Here is a 22883-nt window from a genome sequence, read left to right on the forward strand (position 1 = left end):
CGAAGGAGAGAACCTTGGTCAAATTGCCCGTCATTATTGGCATGGGAGGTATCGGCCCCGCAGGCCGTACATCCTGTCATCACGCCTACCGCAGAATGGTGATTGAGAAACTGTCTGCGGCAGACGCCGAGACGACGACCCGGGCGCTGGCCCAGCTGATGGGAAAGAGCGATAACGAAACCGACTCGGAGCAGATTCTTCGTGGCACCCTGGTTCGCAAATTGGAAAACAATCTGTTTGATCCCGATTCGATCCCGCTGCATAAAGCCTTTGGTGCAAATGAGGGCTCGTCCCTGTTGGTGAACAAGAAGCGGGTGGGCAGTCCTATTCCAGCCCATTGGGATGTGAGTGAGCATGACACTACCTCGATGCGGATTGACCTGAAGGATAGCCAGCCACTGCTGGTGCCGATTACCCGTCGCTCCACCGTAAACTCCGCCGGCCAGCTTCCTTCCGGGTTTGATCCCTCATCCCTATACCAGTCGCGCAATCACCCGCGAGGATTGCAGATGAGTCTCTACGGCGCATCGGATGCTATCTCATCGCTGGGGTTTGACTGGGAGCGCGTCAAACAGAGCGTCGCACCAGACCAGATCGCGGTCTATGCTGGCAGCGGTATGGCCCAGCTGGATTACAATGGTGTGGGTGGCATGATGCAGGCGCGCTTGCTTGGAAAGCGCGTGACCTCCAAGCAGTGCCCTCTGGGTTTTGCCGAGATGCCCGCCGATTTTATCAACGCTTACGTTCTGGGTAGTGTTGGGGCGACCGGCACCAATATGGGAGCCTGTGCCACGTTTCTCTACAACCTCAACCAGGGGATGGAAGATATTCGCAGCGGGCGCCGCCGCATTGTCCTGGTGGGTAACTCCGAGGCGCCTTTGGTGCCCGAAGTGTTTGAGGGGTATAGCACTATGGGAGCGCTGGCCAGCGATGATGAACTGCGCGCGCTGGACGGACTCTCCCCCGAAGAGGTATTGAATCATCGCCGTGCCTGTCGCCCGTTTTCGGGTAACTGCGGATTTACCCTGGCCGAATCGGCCCAGTTTTTTGTGATTTGTGACGATGAATTAGCTCTGGAGCTCGGAGCCAATATTTATGGCTCGGTGGCAGATATATTTGTTAATGCCGATGGAGTTAAAAAATCGATCTCGGGTCCTGGCCTCGGAAACTACATCACCGTCGCCAAGGCGATGGCGGTTGTGCGCTCGATTGTGGGTGATAAGGGTTTGAAGCGCAGCTTTGTTCAGGCTCATGGTACCGGGACGCCGCAAAATCGAATTACCGAGTCCCATATTCTGAATGAAGCGGCTCGGGTGTTTGGTATTCAGGGCTTGCCGGTGACGGCGATAAAATCTTACGTCGGGCACTCCATTGCGGCTGCCGCCGGTGATCAGCTGGCTGCAACCCTGGGTACCTGGCAATACGGTGTGATACCCGGTATCACCACCATCGACCACCTAGCCGATGATGTTTACAAGGATCAGTTGCGCTTTTTGATGCAGCACGAAGAGGTGAACGCCGAGGCGATGGATGTAGCCTTCTTGAACTCCAAGGGCTTTGGTGGCAATAACGCGACGGGCGCTATTCTGGCACCCCACGTAACCCGCGATATTCTACTTAAGCGCCACGGCAAGGAAGCGATGACAAACTACCAAAAACTGAATGAGCAAACCCAGGAGCGTCAGGCCGACTATGACGCGGCCTGCATCAAGGGCGAAACCCGTCCCATTTATCGATTCGGCGAAGGGGTTTTGGGGGGAGAGGATATCGAGTTCAACCGCAAAGAGTTGCGGATTCCCGGTTATGCCAAGCCCGTCGACCTGGACCTGGGTAACCCCTACGAGTAGACCTACGCCGACTGTCCGCGAGACTAGAAAGACCGGCTATAGCCGGTCTTTCGGGTTTTGGTAGGGTGTTCGCAGGATCAGGAGTTATGCCAGCAGCCTTTGCCGTTTTCATTTAGTGCGCGCAGGATGTCAGAGCGGGTGATTAATCCTTGCAGCTGGCCGTTATGTACCACGGGGTAAACTTTGGGTTTGTCTTCGAGCATTCTTGATGCGACATCGATGATGTCATCGTCGGGGGAGACCGTGAGTACATCGGAGCGCATCACTTCGTTTACCCGTGCTTTTTGATCGCAGTAGTAGGATTCGTTCACAACTGCCCGGATGCAGTCCTGCTCGGAAACCCATCCAACCACCTTGTGCTGATCATCGACCACAGGCAAACCAGGAACATGCTCCTTGGTTAATCGCTCAACTACAACGCCAAGGTCCGTTCCACAGGCAATGGGTGGATGATTCCTGGTCATGTAATCCGAGACTCGTATTGAAGGCCTATTCATAGTCGTTGTTCCTTGCTGTTAACGGCATGGGAAACGGTACTAACATTGCTGTACCCTGTCGTTATTAAGTTTAGACCATTGTGCTGATGCGAAGAGTTTCCTGTAAGGGCTGTGATTAGGGTCAAGCTGCAGGCCCATAACCCGGGCCGTGTGACAGCATCGCGGGGGCAGCAGGAAGCTTATCGTTGAGGCTCCACAGAGCGGGATCTAGCGCCTTCTTAATGGCCGGGTAACGGGCGGTGTCTGCTACCACCGCCACACTTTACTGAGTATTTGCAGGTGCCCGTTTGCGCGGGCACCGATTAACCTAGGATAGATAGGCCTCCAGCTCATCAGCGCTACCGATCAGCTTGCCGCCGATAAACACCTGGGGAACCGTCCCGGCTCCGGTGGTCGCGCGCAAGGAGCGGGTGGTGATCTCATTGCCGAGCTCTATCTGTTCGTAGGAGTAGCCCCTGTCTTCGAGCAATGCTTTGGCTCTTGCGCAGTGCGGGCATCCTGGTTTGGTAAACAGGGTTACAAACTCTGGCACCTTTGCGGTGGGATTGAGGTAATTAAGCAGCGTATCTGCGTCGGATACCTCAAAAGGATCGCCGGGCTGATCGGGCTCGATGAACATCTTTTCGATGACGCCGTCGCGCACCAGCATGGAGTAACGCCAGCTGCGTTTGCCAAACCCTAGCTCTGCCTTGTTAACCAGCATCCCCATACCCTCGCTGAAATCTCCGTTGCCATCGGGGATAAAACGAATATTCTCGGCGTGTTGCACGGCTTGCCACTCGTTCATGACAAAGGTGTCATTGACTGAAAGGCAGATAATCTCATCGATCCCGTTCTCCGCGAAGACACCGGCGAGCTCGTTGTAGCGCGGCAGATGGGTGGAGCTGCAGGTGGGTGTGAATGCCCCGGGAAGGGCAAAGACGATCACATTTTTTCCTTTAAACAGCGCCTCACTGGTGACCTGTTTCCACTCATTATTCTCCCTCAGGGTAAAGGTAACCTGAGGTACGGACTGGCCTTCGCGATGTTTGAACATAATGATCTCCTGATAAGTAATCTGTAATGTTGCATCAAGTATTGCCCAAGATTATGAATTCATAAAATTAAATAATTATCTATAACTAATAGATAAAACTAATGATCAATAGTGGCTCCGTCACTCTATAAGAGACTTCTCTCGAACCTATCTTTGAGTATGATGGTTTGGCCATAAGGATTGTCGCTTCTATTACTGGATGAGATGAAATGAGTGATATCACAGGGAACAAAGTCTCCGCCGTGCGCCGTTGGGTCTGGCCTTTACTGATCGTACTGGCTACCTCTCTGGTAGTGGCAGCGCTAAAGCTGGGGGGGACTCGTAGTGAGCGGCAGGCCGGGGGCACACCTGTGCCGTTGGTGGCTACCCAGATCGTCAAGCCCGATAGCTATCGCCCCCGCCTGCAGCTTTATGGTCGTATTGAATCTCCCAGTCGAGTTGTGCTGAGCGCCCCCATAACGGCATTTGTCGGTACCGTAATCGCGAGGGAGGGCGCTAAGGTCAATAAGGGAGACCTGTTGGTTGCCCTGGATCCTCGTGATGCGGAGTTGGCGCTACAGCAATCCCAGGCACAGCTATTAGATGTAAAGGCACGAATTAGTGCCGAGCACACCCGGCATCGTTCAGAGCAGGAGACGTTGAAGCGGGAACGCCAGCTGTTGGATATTTCCAGGCGGGGCGTGGAACGCCAGCAGTCCCTGCAAAGCCGCAATATGAGCTCCAAAACCCAGCTCGATGAGGCCCTGCGCAGTGAGGCGCTGCAGGCGCTGGCGGTTACTCGAATTGAATTAAATCTATCCGACCACCAAAATCGCCTGGCGCAGTTACAGGCCCAGGAAGATCGCTCCGCGGCGGCGGTGCGACAAGCGGAGCTGGATCTTTCGCGAGCGAGGGTGACCGCACCATTTTTCGCGCGGGTGATCTCGGTTTCGGTCGCCCGTGGCGCACGGGTTAAATCCGGGGATGCTTTGGTTTCGCTGTTTGATGTCAGTCAACTGGAAGTTCGCGCCCAGATTCCCGGTCGCTACCTGGCGGGATTACGTCAATATCTGTTGGAGGGTGAAGCTATTACCGGACGCCTGCGCCTCGATGGGGTCACCACGAACGTCACTCTGGATCGCTTGGCGGCGTCTGTAGCGGGTGGCAGAGGCGGTGTCGATGCGCTGTTTAGTCTCTCCCCTACGGAGGCAAGCTTTATGGAGATCGGGCGCACGGTGGTGATTGATATCGACTTGCCGGCGCAGGAGGGCCTGATTGCGGTCCCCGCGCAGGCAATTTATGGAGATCGCAGGCTATATAGAGTCAATAGTGATCAGCTGCTTGAATCCGTAGAGATCGACAAAGTGGGGGAGTGGCAGGATGAAAGTGGTGAGTGGGTGCTGATTCGGGCGCCCCGGTTAAAGTCTGGAGAGCGCGTGATGATTACTCAGCTTCCAGGAGCGGTGAGTGGATTGAAGGTCTCTTCAGCCCCTATCGGAGCCACTAAATGAGTAAGCCGAAAGCAGAGGAGGCACAACGGGGCTTTCTTTCACTTTTTGCCAGCCACCGTGTGGCATCAAATCTATTAATGGGTTTGATTATTCTCGCCGGGCTGTGGGCGTTGCAACGGCTGAATACGCAGTTTTTCCCGGAGTTTGAAGTCGACCTGATTACCGTTAACGTTGTCTGGAGTGGAGCGAGTGCAGAGGATGTGGAGCGTGCCATTACCATTCCGGTTGAACGGGAGCTCAAGGGCATTAACGGGATTGAAAAAAACTTCGCCAAATCCAGTTCGGGAATCAGCAGTTTTCGCCTTGAGGTGGACCCCGATAGCGAAATGGGTTTGGTGCTCGATGATGTTAAGCAGGCGATCGACTCGGTAACCAATTTGCCGGAGGACGCGGAAGAGCCGGTGGTGCAAAAACTGACTCGTTACGAGTCGGTCGCCAAAGTGCTGGTGACCGGAACCGACACCCTGGCGGAACTGGTGCCGCTGGTGTATCGGTTGGAACGGGAGCTACTCGCACTGGGCGTGCGTAAGGTGAACTTCACCGGTATGCCCGAAGAGGAGATCGCGATCCAGATCGCTCCGCAAGAGCTGCACGACCTTGGGTTGACGCTGGAGGAGGTTGCCAATTTTGTGCGCCAGCGCAGCCGTGATCTGCCAGCGGGAACCGCGGGGCGCAAGGAGGGTTCGCGTATGGTGCGTAGCCTTGGTCAGGAACGTAGCGTCGGTGGTTTTGAATCCTTGCCCCTGCTGGTGCAGGAAAATGGTGTGTTGGTGCGCCTTGGCGATGTGGCCCATATCGAGCGGCGATCCCAGGATGGCGAAAGTTACATCACCTATAAAGGGAAGCCTGCTATTCAGATGTCCCTGATGCGGGCCAAAAAAGATGACACCCTTAAATCGGCACGGCTGATGAACCAGTGGCTGGAGCAAAAGCGCTCGGAGCTGCCCGATACGATCTCGTTACTGGTTTACGATGAGAGTTGGACCTATCTGAAAGATCGAATTGACCTGCTGCTCAAAAACGGCCTGGGCGGGTTGGTTCTGGTTATCGGCATTCTGTTCCTGTTTCTCAATGTACGGGTGGCCTGGTGGGTGACGGTGGGAATCCCAATCTCCTTTCTGGCGGCGCTGGCCGTGCTGTATCTTATCGGGGGGAGTATCAACCTGATCAGCCTGTTTGGCTTGATCATGACCCTCGGCATTATCGTCGATGATGCGATCGTGGTGGGTGAGAACACTCTCGCGCGTTTGCAAGATGGTGATACGCCACTTCATGCGTCAGTTAGCGGTGCCCGCCGTATGTTTGCCCCTGTGGTCGCCTCCTCCATGACGACGATAGCTGCCTTCTTGCCGTTACTGATGATAGGCGGCAATATCGGTAATATCCTGATTGATATTCCAACCGTGGTGATCTGCGTCATCGTCGCCTCACTGGTGGAGTGCTTCCTGATCTTACCTGGCCACCTGCGCCATAGCTTAAAGAGTGAAGGTGAGCCGGGGAGGTGGCGGAAATCGTTTGATGAGCGTTTTGAGCGGTTTCGTGAGGAGCGGTTTAGAGGGTGGGTGCAACGTTTTATCGAGCATCGAACGACGACAATTACCGCTGCTTTTGCGCTCTTTGTATTGAGTGTTTCACTGCTCTCTACGGGTTGGATCAAGTTTACTTTTTTTCCTACCATCGATAGCACCGTTGTGAATGCCAGTGTGCAGTTCAGTGTGGGCACATCGGAGAGCGAGGTTAATGAGTTTCTGGACTATCTTGAAGAGAAACTATTTGAAGCAGATGCCGCATTGGGTGGTGGCCTTGTGGTGCATGCGATCTCCATGCACAAGCAGGGGCTGATCAATGACTTCAGTGGCCTGTTCGACAGTGGTGATGAGTTTGGCGCGCTTAAGGTCGAGATCCTGTCTGCCGATTCGAGGGAGCTGACCAACCAGCAGATCATTGATGCCTGGCGCTCGCGTATCCAGCTCCCCCCCGGCATAGAAAAGTTCTCTATCGCCCAGCAACAAGCGGGTCCTCCGGGCAAACCGATTGAGATAAAACTGGTCGGAGGCGATGTGGGGAGTTTGAAGGAGGCCTCGCTCGCGTTGCAGGCTGACCTGAGCGGGTACCTTGGAGTCAGTAACGTAGATGATGACTTACCCTATGGGCGCGAGCAGATTATCTATCGTCTTAAACCCGCCGCCCAAGCCCTGGGGCTAACCCTGCAGGGCGTGGGGCGCCAGCTACGCTCAGCGCTTGATGGCCAGTTGGTGCAGGTGTTTCACGATGCGAATGCCGAGGTGGAGGTTCGTGTGGTGCTGCCCGATGTTGAGCGGGACTACCTGAACCGACTGCGCCAGATGCCTTTTATTATGCCCAATGGCCGCACAGAGCTGCTGGATAACGTGGTGGAGTTCTCAAGTCGGCAGGGTATCGACAGTTTGAATCGCGTAGATGGAGAGCTTGCGGTGCTGGTGACCGCTGATGTTGATGAGAACACCGGAAATGCGGATGAAATCATCGCTCAGTTGCAGGAGAGTACCTTTGCCAAGCTGGTCGATCGTTATGGCGTCAGAATTGAGTTCGAAGGGCGTAGCGCGGAGCAGCAGGAGACCATCGCCGATATGTTAAGCGGCCTGGTGTTGGCACTACTGCTGATCTATATCATCCTGGCCTGGGTATTTTCATCGTACTCCTGGCCCATTGCGGTGATGCTGGCTATTCCGTTTGGTATCACCGGGGCGATATTTGGCCACCTGTTTATGGGGCTGGATATGACGATTCTCTCCCTGTTTGGTGTCTTTGGGTTAACGGGTATCGTGATTAACGACTCGATTGTCCTTATCAGTTTTTATCACGAGCTGCGCGAGAAGGGGTGGACCATTACTGATGCGATTGTGGAGGCCGCCTGCAAGCGGCTTCGGGCCGTCCTGTTGACCTCCTTAACCACAATTGCCGGTTTAACTCCGATCCTGTTCGAGACCTCTCTGCAAGCTCAGTTCTTGATACCGATGGCGACATCCATCGTGTTCGGGCTCGCCTTTGGTACTCTGCTGATTCTATTGGTGATTCCGGCACAGCTCATTGTTATTGAAAGCCTGACGGCAAAGTTTCGGGCCCATCGGCATATGCACAAAGTAGAGTCACTCTCTGCACGGAATGAGGGGGGATAGGGATGCAGTATCGATCGGTGGTGGTTCTGACCGGGGCGGGTATCTCTGCGGAGTCGGGGATTCGTACTTTTCGGGCGTCCGACGGCTTGTGGGAAGATCACCCTATTGAGGAGGTTGCTACCCCGCAAGGGTTTGCTGCTAATCCCGAGCTGGTGCAATCATTTTACAACCAGCGCCGTCAGCAGCTGTTGAGCGGGGAGGTGCTGCCTAACCCGGCTCATCTGGCGCTGGCGCAATTCGAGGCTAAATTTGACGGAGAGTTTTTGCTGGTCACCCAAAATGTTGACGACCTGCACGAGCGTGCCGGAAGTCGTGCGCTGTTGCATATGCATGGAGAATTACTTAAGGCGCGGTGTCAGCATAGTGGGCGGGTGCGAGAGCAGACAACGGCGCTGGCCGTTGATGAGTGCTGTGATTGCTGTGGGGAGAAAGGAACACTGCGGCCCCACATCGTTTGGTTCAATGAAATGCCGTTTTATATGGAGGAGATCTATAACGCTTTGGAGCGCTGTGACCTCTTCGTTGCGATCGGCACTTCGGGCAATGTCTATCCCGCGGCGGGTTTTTTTGATGAGGCCCAGCGTCACGGAGCCCATACCGTGGAGCTTAATCTGGAGCCATCGAAAGTAGCCAGCGGCTTTGCCGAGCGTCGAAATGGGCCTGCTAGTGAGTTGGTACCGGAGTTTTTTTCACGCCTCGCCTAAAGGCCCCGGGAAACGTCGTTGTTTAAAAATTGAGCGTCTGGGGTGATTGTTCTGACTACGGTTTGCCTTTGAATGGGAGTTGTTATAGAGTAGCGCCCGCTGTTGTCGGAGCACTCGTAGCTGTTCCCGCGACGGCCCTGTGGTGAGGTGTCCGAGTGGCTGACTCGATGGTTTTCAGAGAGATCGGCAGCAAAGCTGACGACCCGCCAGGGCGAGCACGCAGGAGTGCGCTCCTGAATTGATTAGAGATCAGTTAAAGCGCACAGATTAAAATTTGGTGAGGTGTCCGAGTGGCTGAAGGAGCACGCCTGGAAAGTGTGTGTACGGCAACGTACCGAGGGTTCGAATCCCTCCCTCACCGCCATATTAAACAAAAATGCCCGGCCTTGTGCCGGGCATTTTTGTTTATGGTGTTAGGGCAGGCAAGAGAAGCCTCGCGGTTCGACCAATGCAGCGCATTGGAAACGAGCCACGGTAGTGGCGAAGCCCCGCAGGGGGCAATACAGCCTTAGGGCTGTATTGATTCATCCCTCCCAACGATACCTCCAAAATGCCGTTCCCCTGTATTGTGCCGGGCATTTTTGTTTATGGTGTTAGGGCGGGTCAGAGAAGCCTCGCGGTTCGACCAATGCAGCGCATTGGAAACGAGCCACGGTAGTGGCGAAGCCCCGCAGGGGGCAATACAGCCTTAGGGCTGTATTGATTCATCCCTCCCAACGATACCTCCAAAATGCCGTTTCCCTGTATCGTGCCGGGCATTTTTGTTTATGGTGTTAGGGAAGGTAAGACAAGCCTCGCGGCTATCGATAACCTTGAAGAAGTCGCTTTCGAAGGCAAGGTGATTGTCCATCTACCCCACGATCCTGATTGGGGGGAAGGGTCGGGTCTTACGAGTGCAGTACTAACCGACCCCACATGGCTTGATCTTTGTGTTGTTGCCAACGACTTCATCGACATTGCTGATGACCGCCTTGGGACGGATTTAAAGGATACGGTAATTACTGGTGTCACCGATGGCATCACGTATGTGGCAATGGTGTTCAGTCGTGTGATCCATGTGAAGCCCAGGCGATACCTCGGTATCACGGCATAAATACTCCAGACATAGCCCCTACGACCGGAGTATCACCATGGCAGCAACACAAATCACCAAGAAAACGTTTTCAATGCCGATCCATATTGCCGACCGGCTGGACGAAGCTGCTCGGCATATCGGGTACAGCCAATCGAATATGGTCGTACAGCAATATCTGGCCGATGCACGATTACACCTAAGTCTCGTCGCAGAAAGTCTTCTTCGTAGGTGGTTTCAAATAAGTCTTGCTCTTCCATGCTAATCCCTTATCAAGAACTCATTAATTTATAGGGCTGGACTTCGTTACTATCCCCGGTGATTAACCGGACTAACTTCGGATGAATAAACAGCCGTTCTCTACCTACCTGCTGTTCCGTTAACACCCCGACACTTACCAGCTTCTTCAAATACTCAGAAGCCGTCTGCCGTTTAGCTATATCCGCTTCCACCAAATTACTGATACGGCAATAAGGCTGCTCGAAAATAACGTCTATTAGTTCGCGGCTATAAATCTTTGGCAGCTGTTCTCGCACGTAATCGGCGGTATGGTCGGCCAGATCACGGATGCTAATAATTTTCTGTGTTGTCCATTGGGCCGTGCTTTCGACCGCTTCAAGCATATACAGCAACCAGGCCTCCCAGGCCTGCTCGCGGGTCACGGCCAGAAGGCCGCTATAGTACAGGCCTTTGTTGGCTATGATGTAACGGCTTAAGTACAAGATCGGCAGGGTCAGTAATTCCTCCTGTACCAAGTACAGAATGTTTAAGATTCTACCCGTGCGGCCATTACCATCAGTAAAGGGATGAATCGCCTCAAATTGATAGTGCATCACGGCCATGCGAATCAGCGGGTCTAATTCTGGCTGCTCATTCAGAAACTTCTCCCAATTGCTCAGCAGGTCTCGCAGAACCTTTTCACCAGCGGGGGGCGTACTGATTATTTCACCTGTACTGTCGTTGGCCAGAGCTGTGCCCGGTACTTTACGCACTGTCATATCGACACCTTTAATCTGGCTACAGATAGACTCAGCCATATTGGTGTTAATAGGACGCTGCGCTAGTGTCTGCCAACCTTCATACAAAGCACTTCGATACTGAAGTGCTTCTTTGGTGGCGGGATCTGCATGGGCATCATCACTGCCGACAAACTGAAAGAGCTTGTCAGTAGTAGTAACGATATTTTCGATTTCTGAACTGTCTTTGGCTTCCAATAGTGGCAAGGTGTTAATTAACATCGCCTGATTGGGGATTAACTCTGCTGCCTGTTTAAGCTCAGCAAGGGCTACCCGAGCAGAAATACACTGTTTTAGTACAGCCTTGGTTTCCAGCTCGATGCCTGGAGGCAATAAAGGAAGCTCGTTATACGGCTTTTCAGGGTGCCAGCTCATATGTTTATAAATTCTAGTTTTATCGACATATTGAGAGTTTGTGTCGATAGCATCGACACGTCAAGGGTTTGTGTCGATATTTCTTTAAAATACAAACATATGGAGCAGTTGGCTACGCAATTTAGCGTAAAAATTGGTAGGCAGCTGATTGACAGGGAATAAACAGTGATTTTTCTATTTAGGAACACTGCAAGGAACACTGCAAGGAACACTGCAAGGAACACCGATATATCCACCTTGCCATATAAGACATATAAATCAATTAGTTATGTGTTCAGTTCTACTGCCTCCCTCCTTGTTCCGGGCATTTATGTTTATGGTGTTAGGGAAGGTAAGAGAACCCTCGCGGTTCGACCAATGCAGCGCATTGGAAACGGGCCACGCTAGTGGCGAAGCTCTGCAGGGGGCAATGCATCCTAAAGGCATAACAGGGCGCTTCAGGTTTTGGCTAGCCAGTTTTGTGCGTCCGTCAGGGTGTCGAAAATCTGTGTATCCACTCCTCTGATAACACAAACTTTTTGCAGGTGTATGTAATGCGCTTCGTCCTTCCCTTGGGTGCGAACAATCGCCATCCGTTTGCATTTAGGCACATCATTTCGAAATTCGGCTGCCAGGGTGTCGATCTCTAGAAAGGGGATGCTGCTGATATCCGCCAGCCGGTAATCGACCAAGGCTTTTTCGCACTGTTGGTAAAGGGGAAGAGACTCGGCCCGGGCCTGGTATATCTCCTCTGCGCGCAGGGGACCTGTTTGAACCACGAGGACGTAGCTTTGGTCGTTGGAAAGCTTTAGGTGGGTCGGCATGTGTGAGGCCTGGCTACGAAGGTTTATGGCGTTACTGGCGGCCACTTACTGGCTGTTGCTGGTGCTTGAGGTCGTCAGCCAGGGTAGCAGGGAGCTGGTTGAAAAGTCTCCTGAGCACAACTAGCTTAAAGAGGTAAGCTTTCAGGGGCAACGGGCTATGCGGGCGGCCATTATACTTTTACTGTTGTTATGTGCTTGGCCACTTCAGGCCGATTCACAAACCGTGCAGTGGGCTCGTACCGGTTATCCCCCGTTCTTTATTCTTTCCGGGCATGAGGCGGGTCAGGGCAGCGTTGATCGTTTGGTCGAGCACTATATGCAGCGGTTGCCCCAATACAGCCATCTATTGCTTGAAGCTAGCCTGCAAAGAGCGTTTCGGGAGATGCAGCGCGGTCTCCCGGTATGCCATGCCTCTCTGGTTGTGAGTGAGGAGAGGAAACAGTTTATGGATTTCAGCGAAGCTAATCAGGTTCAGTTTGCCAACGGGTTGGTTATTCTGGGGAGCCGCCGTAGCCTGTTCGAGCCCTTTATGGATGACGAGGGTTACCTGGATTTCTCCAGCCTTGTTACCCAAAGCACAACCAGTATTCAGCGGGTGGAAGGGCGCTCCTACTCACCCGAGATCGATTTGGCGCTGAAGAGCCATTCGGCGGTACCGTTTCAGGTTGAGAAGGGTGTTAACCGCAATGCGGTCTCCATGCTCCGACTATTATCCGGTTTCGTTGATGGTTGGCTGGCGCGCCCCGAAGAGGCTCTGTATCAGGCGCGTCTCATGGGGCGCGGGGACGAAATAGCATTTATCCCTATACGTCAGGCCCGTGAGTTTTCCCTGGCCCGGGTGGGGTGCGCTAAAGGTGAGTGGAATAAGGAGTTTTTTCAACAGCTCAATGCGGTTATTCGAGACTCCAGGGGTGAGCCGGCCCAAATTCGCGCTTATCAGCGCTGGTTGCCACAGAGCTTGTGGAAGAAACACGCTGATCTCACCCGTCAGCAATTTACGCCCTGACTCTAGCGCCTCCTGCCCGGGTTTACGTTTACGTCAAAGTAGAGTACAAATGGCACAGGTTACCCTACCGGGTACCGACTATCCTTACTAAAGCGCAGCCCTCATAAGGGGCGTAAGTGCAACTGTCTAAAAACAACAACGAGGCAGCTATGAGTACCCCCAACCGAGAACGGGTCGTCTACCGACCTGAATTTGTCCGTGGCGATGAGTTCGAGATATCCACCTTTAAACTGATCCAGCAGGATGGGAGCCCGTTTGACGGGGCTGAGTTACCTGCATTGGAACAAGCCAAAGCCCTCAAAATTTACCACGCTATGGTTCGCACCCGGGTGCTGGACGAGCGTATGTTGGCGGCCCAGCGCCAGGGGCGCCTCAGTTTTTATATGCAATCTACCGGTGAGGAGGCGACCACAGTCGGTTTTGCCGCGGCGCTGGAAGATGAGGATATGATCATGGCCCAGTATCGAGAGCAGGGCGCACTGGTCTATCGGGGGTTCAGCCTCGATGAATTTATGAATCAGTTGTTTAGTAATGAGCTCGACTACGGTAAAGGGCGACAGATGCCGATCCATTACGGTTCTGCCAAGTTGCACTACATGACGATCTCTTCACCTCTGGCGACCCAGATTCCCCAAGCCACCGGCTATGCCTACGGCCAGAAACTGGCAGGGGAAAAGCGCTGTACGGTGACGGTCTTTGGAGAGGGTGCTGCCTCTGAGGGGGATTTTCATGCAGCGCTGAATATGGCTTCGGTATTGAAAGTGCCGGTGATCTTTCTCTGCCGTAATAACGGTTACGCGATCTCCACGCCATCGAGCGAACAGTTCGCGGCCGATGGTATTGCGCCGCGCGCGCTGGGGTATCGGATGCATGCCATCAGGGTCGACGGCAACGACCTGCTGGCTGTCTACCAGGCAATGCTTGAGGCGAGGAAGCTTGCAGTAGAGCATAACGAGCCGGTGCTGGTCGAGGCGATGAGCTATCGTCTGGCGGCTCACTCCTCATCCGATGATCCCTCGGGTTACCGCTCCAAAAAGGAGGAGGCCAGGTGGCGGGAAAAGGACCCGTTGGCTCGCTTTCGCAACTGGCTGGTCAATCAGCAATGGTGGAGTGAAAAGCAGGACGAAACCCTGTTTGCGGAAGAGCGGGAGCTTGTGTTGCGCACGATGAAAGCAGCAGAACAGCGTCCGGTGTGTAAATTGGATGGTCTTATTACCGATGTTTATGACGAACCCACGCCGATGTTAAAGCAGCAACTCGAGGCGCTTAAAACCCATATACGCAAGTACCCGGAAGCCTATCCCAAGACAGCAGGGAGGCTTGATCATGATTAAGATGAACCTGTTACAGGCGGTGAACAACGCGCTCGATATTGCCATGGCGGACAACGATAAGGTGATCTGTTTTGGCGAAGACGTTGGCAGTTTCGGCGGCGTTTTTCGCGCCACCAGCAATCTGCAAGAGCGCTATGGAAGAGATCGCTGCTTTAATACCCCTCTCGTGGAACAAGGCATAATCGGCTTCGCTAATGGGCTAGCCGCACAGGGCTCGGTACCCGTAGCGGAAATTCAGTTTGCAGATTATATCTTTCCGGCCTTTGATCAGATCGTCAACGAGTCGGCCAAGTTTCGTTACCGGTCGGGGAACCTGTTCAATGTAGGGGGGCTGACCATTCGCACGCCTTATGGGGGAGGGATCGCCGGGGGGCTTTATCACTCCCAGTCACCGGAAGCCTACTTTGCTCATACGCCGGGCCTCAAGGTGGTCGTACCCCGTAATCCTCACCAGGCCAAGGGACTCCTGCTGGCCGCGATTCGTGATCCAAATCCGGTTATCTTTTTTGAACCCAAGCGAATTTACCGCGCCTCGGTGGGCCAGGTGCCGGAGGAGGACTATCAGTTACCGCTGGGCCAGGCAGACATTGTCCGTGAGGGCAGCGATATAACGCTATTGGCCTGGGGTGCACAGGTGGAGATCGCCGAACAGGCGATGGAGATGGCGGAGCATCAGGGTGTGTCCTGCGAGCTGATCGACCTGCGCACCATTGCGCCTTGGGATGTTGATACGGTTGCCGCCTCGGTGACAAAGACGGGGCGCCTGTTGATTACCCATGAGGCCCCGCTTACGGGCGGATTTGCCGGGGAGATCGCAGCGACGATTCAGCAGCACTGCTTTCTCTATCTGGAGTCTCCGATATCAAGGGTTACCGGGCTCGATACCCCTTATCCATTAGCCCACGAAAAGGAGTACATCCCGGATCACCTTAAGGTGTACGAAGCGCTAATGGCCAGTGTCCAATTTTAGGGAGTATTAAACATGAGTCAGGATTTTATACTGCCCGATATTGGAGAGGGTATTGTTGAGTGTGAGTTGGTTGAGTGGCTGGTCGCCGAGGGTGACCAGATAGTGGAGGACCAACCAATAGCCGATGTTATGACCGATAAAGCGCTGGTGCAGATCCCGGCGCCTTTTTCGGGTCGAATCACCAAGCTCTATTACCAGCAGGGAGAGATTGCCAAGGTTCACGCACCTTTGTTTGCGGTAGAAATTAAGGACGGTGACGGTGATGGCGAGGTTATTGCCGATAAAGCCCCTGCCTTACCGGCTTCTGCCCCGGCGCCAGAGCCCACCACCGCGCCAGCCACAGGGGCTGCAGAGGAGGCATTTTTGTTGCCCGATATCGGCGAGGGGATCGTTGAATGCGAGGTGGTCGAGTGGTTGGTCAACGAGGGGGATCGGGTAACGGAGGATCAACCCTTGGTGGACTTGATGACCGATAAGGCCCTGGTGCAAATTCCTGCCCATAAAGCGGGTGTCATTACCCGTCTTCACTATAAGCAGGGAGAGATTGCCAAGGTCCACCAGGCACTGTTTTCCATGCGCGCCGATGATGCTGGCGAGGTGATCGTTACACCGGGTGGGGTACCCCCTCAGACCGGGGACGTCTCGACTTCTCGGGTTACAACCCCGTCGGCAGTAAAAGCGGGCAAGGCTCTGGCAAGCCCGGCGGTACGACGTATAGCTCGCGAGCACCAACTGGATCTATCCACCATCGCCGGTAGTGGTCGCGAGGGGAGAGTGTTAAAGGAGGATCTTCTACGATACTTGGGACAGTTGGCCCCCGTAAAAGCCGATACCGTGGAAAAAGCTGTTCAGGCAGAAGCAGAAACCACTTCCCGGTCGACGGCTATACCCCTGTTGCAGGAAGCTCTGCTCGATGGGCTAAAGGTTGAGCCCATTCGCGGTGTACGCGCGGCAATGGCACGGCAGATGACGCTGGCAGCGTCGACTATCCCCCATTTCACCTATGGCGAAGAGATCGATGTCACCGAGCTATTGGCGCTTAGGGCGCAGCTCAAACCCCGTGCCGAGGCGCAGGGAATCCGCCTTACCCTGATGCCCTTCATTATGAAGGCGTTGGCAATGGCCATCGATCAGTACCCGGTTCTCAACAGCCGAGTCAATGACGACTGTACCGAGATTCACTATCTTTCCCACTGCAATATCGGCATGGCGGTGGACTCTAAAGTCGGGCTGTTGGTGCCCAATATCAAGCGAGTAGAGACCCTGAGCCTGTTGGAGATCGCCGCAGAGGTGCAGCGTATTACGGCGGCAGCTCGCGAGGGGAGGGTGGCACAGCAGGACTTGCAAGGCGGCACCATCAGTATCTCAAATATCGGCGCGTTGGGCGGCACCTATACGGTGCCGGTGATTAATGCCCCCGAAGTTGCCATCGTCGCGTTGGGGAAAACCCAGCGCTTGCCCCGCTTCAATGAGGCGGGTGACGTTGTTGCGCGTTCGCTGATGAATGTCAGCTGGTCCGGCGACCACCGAGTAATCGATGGGGGGACCATTGCTCGCTTTAATGCACTGTGGCAATCCTATTTGGAACATCCCGCCACGATGTTACTGGAACTGAGTTGATGCCTCGTAAAGGTTCTAGAGACGATTGATGAATAAGCCGGACCTGCAGCGCTTTTATATTCCGGAGGAGCAGTCGATCTATCTGCTCAGCCAGAATGATGCCCGTAAACTGAAAAACTGGGTGAGCCTTTGTCAGGAGCAACTGGAGCAGTTGGGGTATCGAGAGATCGAGTTGATCGGTAAAGGTGCCTTTGGGTTCGTATTTGGGGGTGTGGCTCCTGACCAGCGTCGGCTGGTGTTTAAATTCTCTCGTATCACCTTGCCCCAGCATGTGCAGGATCGCCTCGAAGAGGAGTCCTACATGCTGGGGCAGGTGGATCATAGCCATGTACCGTCACTGATCGCATTCCAGCGCATACGCCGGCAGGCGATCCTGGTGATGGAGCGAGCTCCCGGAATCGACCTGGAAAAGCTTTCGTTGCAGGAGGGCAGGCTTACACCCCGGCGTGTGGTGGACTTTGCGCGCCAGCTACATGGCATTCTATTGGAGCTGCGTGGAGGTTCTGTAAAGAGTGATCGTGTGGTAGTGCACGGAGATATCAAACCCTCCAACGTTGTGTTTGACCCCAGCACCGAGCGTGTGGCCCTCATAGATTGGGGGTCTTCGGTGTTCGCCCAGCTCGATGAGCATCAGCAGTATGTTTCCAACAGCGTTATGGAGCTGATGTCGGGCGACCTTCACAATAGCAATGCCCGCTTGGGAGATGTCTATTTCATCGGTCCGGAGCAGTTAGGCGGGGGCTTGTCGAGTCCGCGTTTTGATGAACAGGGGTTGGCCGCCACACTTTATGCGATGGCGTCAGGGCAATCCTGTCGTTTCGGCTATCGTGCGATACCGCCAACGTCGCTGGGGCTGCCGGTGGAGTTTGCCCGGGTTCTGGCGGGGATGCTCGATGGTGATGTGCAGCAACGGGCTCAGGCGGGTGATTATTTTATGCGCAATATGCCCGCAATGGCGCGTACCCTGATGATCGATCTGCCGGCTCAGCCGGAGCCTCACCTGATCCCTATTTGGGTTCATCACCGTGAGCAGGAGATCGATACGGTCGTGTACAGCTCCCGCAAGGCGTTCCTGAAGGAGGAGGGTGCCGAGGCGGTTGTGCGGGATATCGATGATGTGCAGTTTGATCGTTATTATAAGAACTTTTTGCAAGGGATGGGCGACACTGAAAAGGCTTTTCTGGCTGCGGTCGGACGGCTTGGAAAGTACCCGGTTGTGGGGGGGCTCGCGGTGCGCTGGGAAGCCGATGGTGTCTATATCGATTCATCATTGAATTTGCATGACGAGCACTTAAGGGAGTCTTTTAGCGTATCGGTCAATAATATGGTCACGCTGGCACGCACTATCTATCGCCAGGGAGTTTTTAAAAGCTGCCTCTTCGACGCTCGCAGAACCCTGCACATTGACCGAGATTCTCTCCACGACCCCTTCGTTCCCGATGCGGATATGGTGATCCCTTACGAAGTGGCAGCGACTCCAGAGCTGGAGGATGGCAGTCGGGAACACTCCTACTTTGAAGATGGCAAGGACCCGGAGGAGAATCTGGTACTGCCGAGGGAGATTGTATTGCGCATTGCCCGACTCAACCGGATTTATCACACGGGCCTGATTATCTTCGAAAGTCTGGAAACCCACCTCAAGGTGCATAGTTATTTCAAACTGCTTGACCCCTCCCAAGAGGCATTGTTCAAGCGTTACCTCAATGAAATTCTACAAGCAGTACCCCGTATTACCGGGCTGGGTATCTCCGGCTTTATGAAAATGCCGTACAAGGATACGCGCCAGTTCACCCATATCGATCGACTTCCTGAACGCTTTTATCCTCGGGACCCTCGCGGCGAGCCATAAAATCGGCCTGCCTGTTCGGAATCGGGAAAAAGCCCCGAATCCCCTCTCCGTAATTGAGTTAGCCGCCTTTTTACCGCATTATTGCCCGTCCCAATAGGTACGATTCCACGTGGCAGGACTCCGATGATCCCCCGTATTGCAGAGATCAACGATACCCAACAGCACTACCTCCAGTTCATTGAAACCCTGAAAAGCAGGGGTTTTTCAGGTGATCTCAACGCCGATTATGGCAACCGGGTAGTGCTATCGACGGACAACAGCATCTACCAGATTCTTCCTCAGGGCGTACTTTACCCCTGTAGCGTCGAAGATCTGGTGCTGATCGCGTCCCTAAGCAATGAAACAGATTTTCAGGATATCGTACTAAGCCCTCGGGGGGGCGGCACCGGCACTAATGGGCAGTCCCTCAGCGATGGATTACTGGTGGATATTTCCCGCCATATGAACCAGATTCTGGAGATTAACGTCGAAGAGCGTTGGGCGCGAGTTCAAACCGGAGTCGTGAAGGACCAGCTAAACGCTGCGTTAAAACCCTATGGCCTCTTTTTTGCGCCGGAACTTTCCACCAGCAACCGGGCCACCATTGGCGGTATGGTCAATACCGACGCGAGTGGGCAGGGATCCTGTATGTACGGCAAAACCCGGGATCATGTCATGGCGCTTAAGTCGGTCTTGCTGGATGGCTCCGTGATGGAATCAACACCGGTTAATTCTGCAACCCTGCAAGCCAGTGCCGAATCGGCCTCTCTTGAGGGGCAGATCTACAGCGAACTGGATCGTCTTCACAGTACCCACCAAGCCCTTATTGAAGAGCGCTTTCCCAAGTTGAATCGGTGCCTGACAGGCTATGACCTGGCCCATGTGCGCACGCCTGCAGGACTATTTGACCTCAACTCCATACTTTGTGGTTCCGAAGGTACCCTGGCATTTATTGCCGAGGCGAAGCTCAACCTGCTGCCGATTCCCAAGTGCGTGGCGTTGGTGAACCTGTGTTATTCCAGTTTTGAGGATGCTCTGCGTGATGCACAGGACCTGATGCAGGCCAACCCGACGTCGATCGAGACCGTTGACTCCAAAGTGTTGGAGTTGGCGATGGGGGATATCGTATGGGATACCGTTAGTGAATTTTTTCCGCCCCAGCACGGACGTTCGATTCAGGGTATCAACCTTGTGGAATACACCGCTGATGACGACGAGGAGCTACGCCAAAAAGTGTTGGGGTTGCAACAGCGCTTGTCGAAAGCAGCCGGTGATCAAGGCAAGGCGTTCTCCCATACCGTGGCCTGGGGACATGATGCGATTCAGCGTATCTGGGCCATGAGAAAAAAATCCGTTGGCTTGTTGGGTAACGCCGAAGGCGAAAAGCGCCCGATCCCCTTTGTTGAAGACACGGCGGTACCGCCAGAGAACCTCGCCGATTTTATTATGGAGTTTCGTGCGCTGCTTGATGAGCGCCAGTTGCAATATGGCATGTTTGGCCATGTAGATGCGGGTGTTCTGCATGTACGGCCCGCAATTGATATGAAGGATCCTGCCCAGGAGAAGCTGATTCGAGAAGTGACCGATGGGGTGGTCAAGCTAACTAAAAAGTACAAAGGGCTGCTTTGGGGTGAGCACGGTAAGGGGTTGCGATCAGAGTATGCTCCCGAGCTATTCGGCGACGAGCTGTATGCTGTTATGCGCCAGATCAAAGCCATATTTGATCCCCGTAACCAGCTTAATCCGGGCAAAATCTGTACGCCAAGTACCGTTGATTCCCAGCTGATGCGCATCGATGAGGTCCCGACTCGCGGCCAATATGACCGTCAAATTGAGTCTGACGCTCGCGAGCACTTTCAGGCGGCGATGTACTGTAATGGCAATGGCGCCTGCTATAACTATGACCCCGATGATGCAATGTGCCCCTCCTGGAAAGGGACCCGGGAGCGCACCCAGTCTCCGAAAGGGCGGGCCTCGCTGGTTCGGGAGTGGGTACGGCTGATGCAACAGCAGGGGGTTGATCTTCCCGCGGAAGCTCAGCAGCACCGCAGCAGAGGATGGGTCCGTTCCATACCGGCGCGCATTGTAAATACCACTGGCAAGCGCCGTGGGGAGTACGATTTTTCCCATGAAGTGCACGAGTCAATGAAGGGCTGCCTTGCCTGTAAGAGTTGCGTTGGTCAGTGCCCTATTAAAGTAAATGTTCCTCAGTTTCGTTCTCGATTTCTTGAACTGTACTACGGTCGTTACCTGCGTCCACTAAAAGACTATTTTGTCGGTGCACTGGAGTTTATGATTCCAGCCCTGAGCCGCTTCCCGGCTCCGTACAACTGGGCGATGAACAACAGCCTTATGCAGGCTTTGATGAAAAAAATGACCGGCATGGTTGATAGCCCGATTATTTGTCGTAACAGTTTGCGCAATGCGCTTAACGAACGGGGCATGGGATTTTGCTCGGTTAAACACTTGCAGGAGCTGGACACTGCCACACTCGAACGCACAGTGGTTATTGTACAGGATGCGTTTACCAGCTATTTCGAAACGCCACTGGTGATTGATCTGATCGATCTTCTAGCGGAGCTGGGTTTCCATGTTGAGGTGGCACCCTTTGTTCCCAATGGCAAGCCGTTACATGTCCACGGGTTTTTGGGCGCGTTTGATAAAGTTGCCCATGATAGCGCAGAGTCCCTTAACGCCATTGAGACTCTGGGAGTTCCACTGGTCGGTATAGATCCCTCAATGACGCTTACCTACAGGCAGGAATATGCCGAGGTGATGGAACAGTGGCCCAGGGTAGCGTTGCTACAAGAGTGGTTAGCCACTCAACATGAGTTGTTATCAACGCGGCGCATGGACTCTGGCCCTGCTTTCAAGTTGATGGCTCACTGCAGCGAGCGTACCTCGGCGGCGCCCTCTATCAAAGCCTGGCAAAGGGTGTTCTCGGCTCTGGGGCAAACCCTTGAGGTGCCCTCTTTGGGGTGTTGCGGCATGGCGGGTACCTATGGCCACGAGTCGGATAACGTTGAGACCTCCAGAGAGATATATAGCCAGAGCTGGCAGCGCATGGTTGAAGCGTCACCTGCCAGTGAGCTGCTGGCGACTGGCTACTCCTGTCGCAGCCAGGTTAAACGAGTCGATGGAGTCGGCCTTCAACATCCGGCCCAGGCCCTGTTGGCGTTGTTGCGGCAGCAGTGAAATTGAGCCTACTGGCTAGCGTCAGTGAGCTGGGGGCTGGGGTGTAATGAGGTGCTGCCAAGGCTTCGGGCTTTTTGTGGCACCACATTCAGGGTGGTGTCATAACCCATTTCGTAAAGTTTTAATTTGTCTGCACGGGTCAATCGAAACTCTACCGGTGAGTAGTGCTCGGTATCGACGATGATCGTGGAGTGCCAGAATGCATCGTTGATGTACTCTCGGGAGAGGGTGGTCATAAAGGTGCGAATCAGCATCGACATATACTCTTTAATCGGTATGAGGCTACTGATCCGTTGTTGAGTTTGCTGCCTGCTACGCATGCGGAAACACAGTACGGGGGTACCATCCTGCGCCCAATCTCTGTGCAGTGCATCTTCCGAGAGAATGCTGCCATCAACCAGGACATGGTCTTCGAAATGTTTGAAGCTAAAAATTAGCGGGATTGAGATAGAAAAACGAACCGCCCGTGATACGGCCAGATCCGGCGTGTTGATGCGATTAAAGATAACCGGTTGGCTGGAGGCCACATCAGTAGCCACGATATGAAGATCCAGCGGCAGGTCACGAAAGCGTACCCCCGCGAGTTCATCGTCCAGCCACTGCTCGAATTCGTCCCCTGAAGATAGACCGCCCGCTTTAATCAAGCGTATCAGGGATTGGCCACGAAAACGTTGGAAGTCGATATCAAGGGCAAGTTGTTTGATCTCTTTTAACGAGCGTCCAGTCGCGTAGAAAGAGGAGACAATACTTCCTCCAGAAACACCGACCAGGTGATTAAAGTTGATATCAAGCTCCGACAGCGCTTGAAGGATGCCTACGTGAGCGGGGAGTCTTGTCCCGCCACCCGCCACCCGCCAGAATGGGAACAATGGTAGTGCCGCTATCGATCAAGGTTAATCCCTCATGCTGCCTTGTCTGAGTGTATGCGGCAC

General features: G+C 54.0%; 17 protein-coding genes and 1 tRNA gene. 13 read left to right on the forward strand and 5 right to left on the reverse strand.

The window, feature by feature from the left end:
• Positions 1–14 precede the first annotated feature (14 nt).
• Positions 15–1847, forward strand: coding sequence for a beta-ketoacyl synthase (locus ACP3PW_RS11920; protein ID WP_426416920.1), 1833 nt, complete (start codon positions 15–17; stop codon positions 1845–1847).
• Positions 1848–1924: 77 nt separating this feature from the next.
• Here ACP3PW_RS11920 and ACP3PW_RS11925 read toward each other — a convergent pair whose 3' ends face one another.
• Positions 1925–2344, reverse strand: coding sequence for a CBS domain-containing protein (locus tag ACP3PW_RS11925; protein WP_426416921.1), 420 nt, complete (start codon positions 2342–2344; stop codon positions 1925–1927).
• Positions 2345–2651: 307 nt separating this feature from the next.
• Positions 2652–3380, reverse strand: a complete 729-nt coding sequence (locus ACP3PW_RS11930) for a glutathione peroxidase (protein ID WP_426416922.1) — start codon at positions 3378–3380, stop codon at positions 2652–2654.
• 209 nt (positions 3381–3589) lie between these two features.
• Between ACP3PW_RS11930 and ACP3PW_RS11935 the strand changes: the two genes are divergently transcribed.
• The 5 genes from ACP3PW_RS11935 to ACP3PW_RS11955 all read left to right on the forward strand — a co-directional run bounded on the left by ACP3PW_RS11935 (position 3590) and on the right by ACP3PW_RS11955 (position 9825).
• Positions 3590–4870 (forward strand): efflux RND transporter periplasmic adaptor subunit, encoded by a 1281-nt coding sequence (locus tag ACP3PW_RS11935; protein ID WP_426416923.1) that lies wholly within the window; start codon positions 3590–3592, stop codon positions 4868–4870.
• Complete coding sequence (locus ACP3PW_RS11940) at positions 4867–8028, forward strand: efflux RND transporter permease subunit (protein WP_426416924.1); 3162 nt, start codon at positions 4867–4869, stop codon at positions 8026–8028. The genes ACP3PW_RS11935 and ACP3PW_RS11940 overlap by 4 nt, the downstream gene beginning before the upstream one ends.
• Before the next feature lie 2 nt (positions 8029–8030).
• The gene (cobB, locus tag ACP3PW_RS11945; RefSeq protein WP_426416925.1) at positions 8031–8732 is read left to right on the forward strand and encodes a Sir2 family NAD+-dependent deacetylase; all 702 of its coding nucleotides are present in this window, start codon (positions 8031–8033) and stop codon (positions 8730–8732) included.
• A gap of 276 nt (positions 8733–9008) precedes the next feature.
• A tRNA-Ser gene (locus ACP3PW_RS11950) sits at positions 9009–9096 on the forward strand.
• 366 nt (positions 9097–9462) lie between these two features.
• Positions 9463–9825: a hypothetical protein gene (locus ACP3PW_RS11955; protein WP_426416926.1), complete on the forward strand. Its 363-nt coding sequence runs from the start codon at positions 9463–9465 to the stop codon at positions 9823–9825.
• Positions 9826–10076: 251 nt separating this feature from the next.
• On the opposite strand, the gene fic is transcribed toward ACP3PW_RS11955, so the two are convergent.
• Positions 10077–11195, reverse strand: a complete 1119-nt coding sequence (gene fic / locus ACP3PW_RS11960; protein WP_426416927.1) for a protein adenylyltransferase Fic — start codon at positions 11193–11195, stop codon at positions 10077–10079.
• A 437-nt stretch (positions 11196–11632) separates the two neighbouring features.
• Positions 11633–11998 (reverse strand): hypothetical protein, encoded by a 366-nt coding sequence (locus ACP3PW_RS11965; protein ID WP_426416928.1) that lies wholly within the window; start codon positions 11996–11998, stop codon positions 11633–11635.
• Between ACP3PW_RS11965 and ACP3PW_RS11970 the strand changes: the two genes are divergently transcribed.
• The 7 genes from ACP3PW_RS11970 to ydiJ all read left to right on the forward strand — a co-directional run bounded on the left by ACP3PW_RS11970 (position 11997) and on the right by ydiJ (position 21951).
• Positions 11997–12122 (forward strand): hypothetical protein, encoded by a 126-nt coding sequence (locus ACP3PW_RS11970; RefSeq protein WP_426416929.1) that lies wholly within the window; start codon positions 11997–11999, stop codon positions 12120–12122. The genes ACP3PW_RS11965 and ACP3PW_RS11970 overlap by 2 nt on opposite strands.
• A gap of 33 nt (positions 12123–12155) precedes the next feature.
• A complete protein-coding gene (locus tag ACP3PW_RS11975; protein ID WP_426416930.1) occupies positions 12156–13004 on the forward strand; it encodes a hypothetical protein in 849 nt (282 codons plus the stop codon).
• A 149-nt stretch (positions 13005–13153) separates the two neighbouring features.
• Positions 13154–14338: a thiamine pyrophosphate-dependent dehydrogenase E1 component subunit alpha gene (locus ACP3PW_RS11980; protein ID WP_426416931.1), complete on the forward strand. Its 1185-nt coding sequence runs from the start codon at positions 13154–13156 to the stop codon at positions 14336–14338.
• Complete coding sequence (locus ACP3PW_RS11985) at positions 14331–15308, forward strand: alpha-ketoacid dehydrogenase subunit beta (protein WP_426416932.1); 978 nt, start codon at positions 14331–14333, stop codon at positions 15306–15308. Before ACP3PW_RS11980 ends, ACP3PW_RS11985 begins: the two co-directional genes overlap by 8 nt.
• A gap of 12 nt (positions 15309–15320) precedes the next feature.
• Positions 15321–16928, forward strand: coding sequence for a dihydrolipoyllysine-residue acetyltransferase (locus tag ACP3PW_RS11990; RefSeq protein ID WP_426416933.1), 1608 nt, complete (start codon positions 15321–15323; stop codon positions 16926–16928).
• A gap of 28 nt (positions 16929–16956) precedes the next feature.
• Positions 16957–18777, forward strand: a complete 1821-nt coding sequence (locus ACP3PW_RS11995) for a protein kinase domain-containing protein (protein WP_426416934.1) — start codon at positions 16957–16959, stop codon at positions 18775–18777.
• 123 nt (positions 18778–18900) lie between these two features.
• On the forward strand, positions 18901–21951 hold the full coding sequence (gene ydiJ, locus ACP3PW_RS12000) for a D-2-hydroxyglutarate dehydrogenase YdiJ (protein WP_426416935.1): 3051 nt from the start codon (positions 18901–18903) through the stop codon (positions 21949–21951).
• A gap of 8 nt (positions 21952–21959) precedes the next feature.
• Here the strand turns inward: ydiJ and ACP3PW_RS12005 are convergent, their stop codons facing one another.
• Entirely contained in the window at positions 21960–22820 is an 861-nt protein-coding gene (locus ACP3PW_RS12005) for a patatin-like phospholipase family protein (RefSeq protein ID WP_426416936.1), read from the reverse strand.
• Positions 22821–22883 lie beyond the last annotated feature (63 nt).

Source organism: Aestuariirhabdus sp. LZHN29, assembly GCF_049985285.1.
Classification (GTDB): domain Bacteria; phylum Pseudomonadota; class Gammaproteobacteria; order Pseudomonadales; family Aestuariirhabdaceae; genus Aestuariirhabdus.